This is a genomic window from uncultured Methanobrevibacter sp. (genome assembly GCF_900316895.1).
Classification (GTDB): Archaea; Methanobacteriota; Methanobacteria; order Methanobacteriales; family Methanobacteriaceae; genus Methanocatella.
In genome coordinates, this window is record NZ_ONER01000112.1 from 1 (window position 1) to 4,268 (window position 4,268).

Sequence of the window (4,268 nt, forward strand, 5' to 3'; positions counted from 1 at the left end):
TATCTATAATAATAGATTGTACTTCATAGTATATAAAATTAAAGGAAAAATAAGTAAAAAAAATATTAAAAATTAGTGAGTTCGTGTCCCACCCTCAAACACAATAAAAACATTATTACACAATTTTTATTATTAACTGAAAAGTAAAAAACTATTTTTGATTATATAAAACACATTATCAATAGCTTATGATATAAAAGTGATTGTGAGAAATAATTTTAAATCTGTGCATTCGGTTGGAACCATCATCAAATTTTCAAGATAAATTGCACCTATGATATTATACATTTAATATTTTCTGACTGTCAATCTTGATTCAATGTTTAGAGAATTTTGGAAAAACACATGCCTTATCTTCAAGTATAACATTGTAATAAATGAACGATTAAGCCAAAAATAGAAAGCAAAATGTTTATATACACAAAATAACAGACTATGATTAATTAGCCATTACGAAGTGAGGACAATTTTTATGAGTGAGAACAATTTTTCACACTCGTACAACTTTTCTTTTGTGAGGGCTGAAAATCAATATCTGGAGGTAAAATATCAAGAAAATAACAGGAAAAAAAGATTATTAAAAAAGGATTATAAAAAAATAATTTTATTTGAATAACGAGCTAATAAATATTATTTTTCATTATAATCCTAAGGGGTCAGGTAAGAAAAATAAAAATAATTAGACACGTCGCGAAACAATGTTAAAAATTAATACTTTTCAAAACTTAACCCAGTTTCTAGTTTATTTTAAGGAATATATAAACATTTGTAAATTAAAAAAAGCAGTGTTTATCTTGTACTAAATATTCGGTAAAGAATTGAAAACTATTTTTAACCACGTACTATTTTTATTTTCAAAGACTTCTGACTCCTATTGAATTTTAGATTGTTGATCATTTACACCCACATAATGATGGGAAAACATAGGAGAAGAAAAACAATGTGTGAAGTAATAAAACCCCGGATGAATGAAATAATAATTTTCAATAATTTCAGGGCACTTGAAGAAGTCATTGCAGAAATTCAGGAAACTGAAAACATACGCAATGAAAGGGAATTCTTCCAGTCATACAGAATCAAGATAATGAAACTGGATTAACACCAGACGATGAACTAAAAATTATAACAGGAGTCTAAAATCATGTTAGAACAAGAAGTAAACGGGAAAACACATGTCTTAGTCCCAAAAGATATATGGGACGACATAATGGCAATGTTCAATGAACATTTGAATAAAGGTGAATAGAATGGACAGCCATTTGCCAGATTGCGGAATCGAACATAATCAGTTCGAAGACAACTACCACGGCACCCTTACCCACAGCGGTGAAATCAAAGTTGCCAAAGGTGATGTTGAACAGGAAATCCTCTACATTGACGATGACGGTATCGTATTGGTGGACGGCGGCAAAAAGGCATACCAGACACTAATCCATACCAAGCTATTGGCACTGATTCAATATGCAAAAGCGGGAGATATCGGACTCATCAAGTTCATAAGAGGAGAGGCTTTCATTGTCGGATTCAGGAAAAAAAGGAGTGACTGAAATGGAAAGTACACTTCTTGAAATGCAGCAAAAACTTACTGATGGATACTGCATCGGTTTTCACTATGCAAATGAAGGCATTCATTTTCTGCTTTCAAAATCAGATGAGTTCCATTTGCTGAACGAAAACACAATAGCAATCCACAGGAAAAACGGAACAATCCAAATAATCAACCTGAACTTCATCAGTGAAATTCGCATCATAAGGAAGTCATACAGATGAGCAAACCAGCAAGATTATATCCGAAAAAGGAAATGAAGTTGAATCCAAAAGTGATTTGGATTGGAAGCATTATATTCGCCATAGCTATCGGATGGTTTGGAATAACAATCTCAAGCTTTGGAACATTATAAAAGGTGAAAAAATGGTAAAAGCCGAACTAATAGAAAATCCAACAGAAAGTGAAATAGTCAAAGTCGATACCGTCCCTGATGTCGATGTTGCAATTGAGCAATGGGACGCCTATCAGAGACTCTGCAAAGGATTATTGAATGACAATGACTATCAGGAAATAATTGTTAAAGAAAAAGATGAAAACGGAAACTACGTTAAAGTAAAAAGACACTTCAAGAAAAAATCAGCATGGCAGAAACTCTCCCGTGCATTCAATGTCGATACCGAAATAGTGGATCGCGAAATTGAAAGAACAAAAATGGGAAGAGTCAGAGAAGCATACTACTGCGTTAGAGCAACACTTCCAAATGGCCGCAGCGTGGAATCAGATGCACTATGCTCAAGGTCCGAGAAAGGAAAGGACAAAGTCTCAGACCACACCATAATGTCAACTGCAAAGACACGTGCTACAAACCGTGCAATAGCTGAACTCATTGGAGCAGGAGAAGTGTCAGCAGAAGAAATGTCAGCTGAAAAGATTGCAGGACAATCAAAATTTCTAAAAGAGGACAATAGCTAGTTCCTCTTTTAATATTTTTTAGGAGAGAATTAAAATGAGCTTTGAAAACAGCAAACAAACAATATTTACAGGTACACAATTAGATTATGAAGAAATTGTAGAAATTCCGGAAGGATATGAAAAAGCAGAATTAAAAGACTTTGAAGATGGAACCCTAATCAGAGGCAGACCTGAAATGGCTTCAGTTTCATCATTTACCTTTGACGATGATGGCGAAGAAAAAACAGTGAACAGATTCAAATTATACATCTTTCAGGATGCAGACAAAATATATGTTGAAATCAATGTTAATCTTAAAAATGATGGAGACATTCACAAAAACGTTAGAAAAGGAAGTGTATTATTTGATTTCTTAACCAGCATTCTTGAATTGGAAAATGCAGGTTCAGTTGGCAAATCCAATATTTTAAGAAATGTTGATCTTTCCGAATACCGTGAATTCGTAAACAGGTTAAGTGAAATGACTATTCAAGTCAAAGAAAGATCCGGAACCTACACATTCTACAGTTTCATTGTGAGGGACGTTCAGGTATAGGTAATTAAAATGAGTGAAGGAAGTTCAGCTATACAAATCAAAAAAGCTATCGGTAATGTCTATAAACCGGATTATGAGTTTACATACTTTAAAAACATAATCAGTGCTTTCTATTTGCAGGGTACAGACCCAGAAGTTGTAGAAAAAATTCTTACTGAATTATACAACCAGCTTCCTTCTCATGAGAAAACATTGGATGAAATCATTAAACTCTTCGAAGACATTTATTTGGGCGATGAAAATCCGAATAGTGGGATAAAAGGCATTGAAAGATTCATTTCAGATAAATATGACAAAAAGACCAGTGTTCTAGTGGGGCGTGAATTAAATAGGGCAATCATACCATATGATACCAATAAGATTTACAAACTCCAAACTGGCTCCAACAAATATATCGTTATGGACTACAGGAACAATGAAGTCACTACACCGACTATCGAATGGAAAAAAGGAAATGAAGTGGCCGATTACACCAGAGTATTGTTCTGCTATCCTATGAGGATTACAATACATGACAATCCCATAAGTGAAGCCGGAAGAACCTTCAGCATCGAATGGAGAACAACAGATGGAGGACATTTCCATACCAAAGACATGAACATCGTTGAAATTGAACATTATCTCATTGAACACGGTTATGTCCTCTCACGTTACCAATCCAAAGATGTGGTTCCTGGTTTAATTCAAATAGCAATTGAAAACAATTTGGCAATAATCAAAAACGAAATAGAAACTCCAGGTTTCTACTATAACGATGAAACCAAAAGCCTGACAATAATAGAATTTGAATTAAAAGAAGCTGACATTAACAAAATGAATATGGCATTGGACTTGATTGAGGACTTGAGAAATTATTTCATCGGTCAGGAAGGAAAGTTAGCTACAACACTAAAGCATGCAATGATAGTTCCTTTCGGATTTGCCAAAAAACAGATGGGATTGCCTTTGGAAAATCTAATTCCATATATGTTCCATTTCGGAAAGGGCGGAAGCGGTAAGACTACCCTTGCCCGTATTGGAGCATACTTCTACGGCGAACCGGACAGTGAAACTGATATTGGTGGATCTGAATTTGATACCGTTCCAAGAATCGGTGCTCAAATATCAAAATCCACATTCGGATTAATCATCAATGAACCTGTTGGCGTGTTCAACTGCAAAAGCTGCACAGAGACATTGAAAACATGTGTGGAGCGAACAAATGCAAGACGCAGATATGAAGGAAGGAACTTAGCCATTATCCTTGCATTATCTACATTGTCTTTTACATCC

The 4,268-nt window shown here is 34.5% G+C and carries 7 protein-coding genes; all 7 read left to right on the top strand.

What is annotated here, in order from left to right:
- Window positions 1-964 precede the first annotated feature (964 nt).
- Window positions 965-1,099: a hypothetical protein gene (locus QZN27_RS09180; protein WP_296786735.1), complete on the top strand. Its 135-nt coding sequence runs from the start codon at window positions 965-967 to the stop codon at window positions 1,097-1,099.
- Window positions 1,100-1,247: 148 nt separating this feature from the next.
- Complete coding sequence (locus QZN27_RS09185) at window positions 1,248-1,547, top strand: hypothetical protein (RefSeq protein WP_296786738.1); 300 nt, start codon at window positions 1,248-1,250, stop codon at window positions 1,545-1,547.
- Window position 1,548: 1 nt separating this feature from the next.
- The gene (locus QZN27_RS09190) at window positions 1,549-1,770 is read left to right on the top strand and encodes a hypothetical protein (RefSeq protein WP_069574445.1); all 222 of its coding nucleotides are present in this window, start codon (window positions 1,549-1,551) and stop codon (window positions 1,768-1,770) included.
- Window positions 1,767-1,901 carry a hypothetical protein gene (locus tag QZN27_RS09195; protein WP_255360563.1) on the top strand — a complete coding sequence of 45 codons (135 nt, stop codon included), beginning with the start codon at window positions 1,767-1,769 and terminating at the stop codon, window positions 1,899-1,901. Before QZN27_RS09190 ends, QZN27_RS09195 begins: the two co-directional genes overlap by 4 nt.
- 11 nt (window positions 1,902-1,912) lie before the next feature.
- Window positions 1,913-2,461: a hypothetical protein gene (locus tag QZN27_RS09200; protein ID WP_296786742.1), complete on the top strand. Its 549-nt coding sequence runs from the start codon at window positions 1,913-1,915 to the stop codon at window positions 2,459-2,461.
- Window positions 2,462-2,495: 34 nt separating this feature from the next.
- A complete protein-coding gene (locus QZN27_RS09205; RefSeq protein ID WP_069574443.1) occupies window positions 2,496-2,996 on the top strand; it encodes a hypothetical protein in 501 nt (166 codons plus the stop codon).
- A 9-nt stretch (window positions 2,997-3,005) separates the two neighbouring features.
- A partial coding sequence (locus tag QZN27_RS09210; protein ID WP_296786744.1) for a hypothetical protein occupies window positions 3,006-4,268 on the top strand: 1,263 nt, incomplete at its 3' end.

What these genes read in the sequence shown, in the direction of transcription:
- QZN27_RS09205 (WP_069574443.1), top strand. Translation starts at nt 2,496, where the DNA reads ATGAGCTTTGAAAACAGCAAACAAACAATATTTACAGGTACACAATTA.
- QZN27_RS09200 (WP_296786742.1), top strand. Translation starts at nt 1,913, where the DNA reads ATGGTAAAAGCCGAACTAATAGAAAATCCAACAGAAAGTGAAATAGTC.
- QZN27_RS09185 (WP_296786738.1), top strand. Translation starts at nt 1,248, where the DNA reads ATGGACAGCCATTTGCCAGATTGCGGAATCGAACATAATCAGTTCGAA.
- QZN27_RS09195 (WP_255360563.1), top strand. Translation starts at nt 1,767, where the DNA reads ATGAGCAAACCAGCAAGATTATATCCGAAAAAGGAAATGAAGTTGAAT.
- QZN27_RS09190 (WP_069574445.1), top strand. Translation starts at nt 1,549, where the DNA reads ATGGAAAGTACACTTCTTGAAATGCAGCAAAAACTTACTGATGGATAC.
- QZN27_RS09180 (WP_296786735.1), top strand. Translation starts at nt 965, where the DNA reads ATGAATGAAATAATAATTTTCAATAATTTCAGGGCACTTGAAGAAGTC.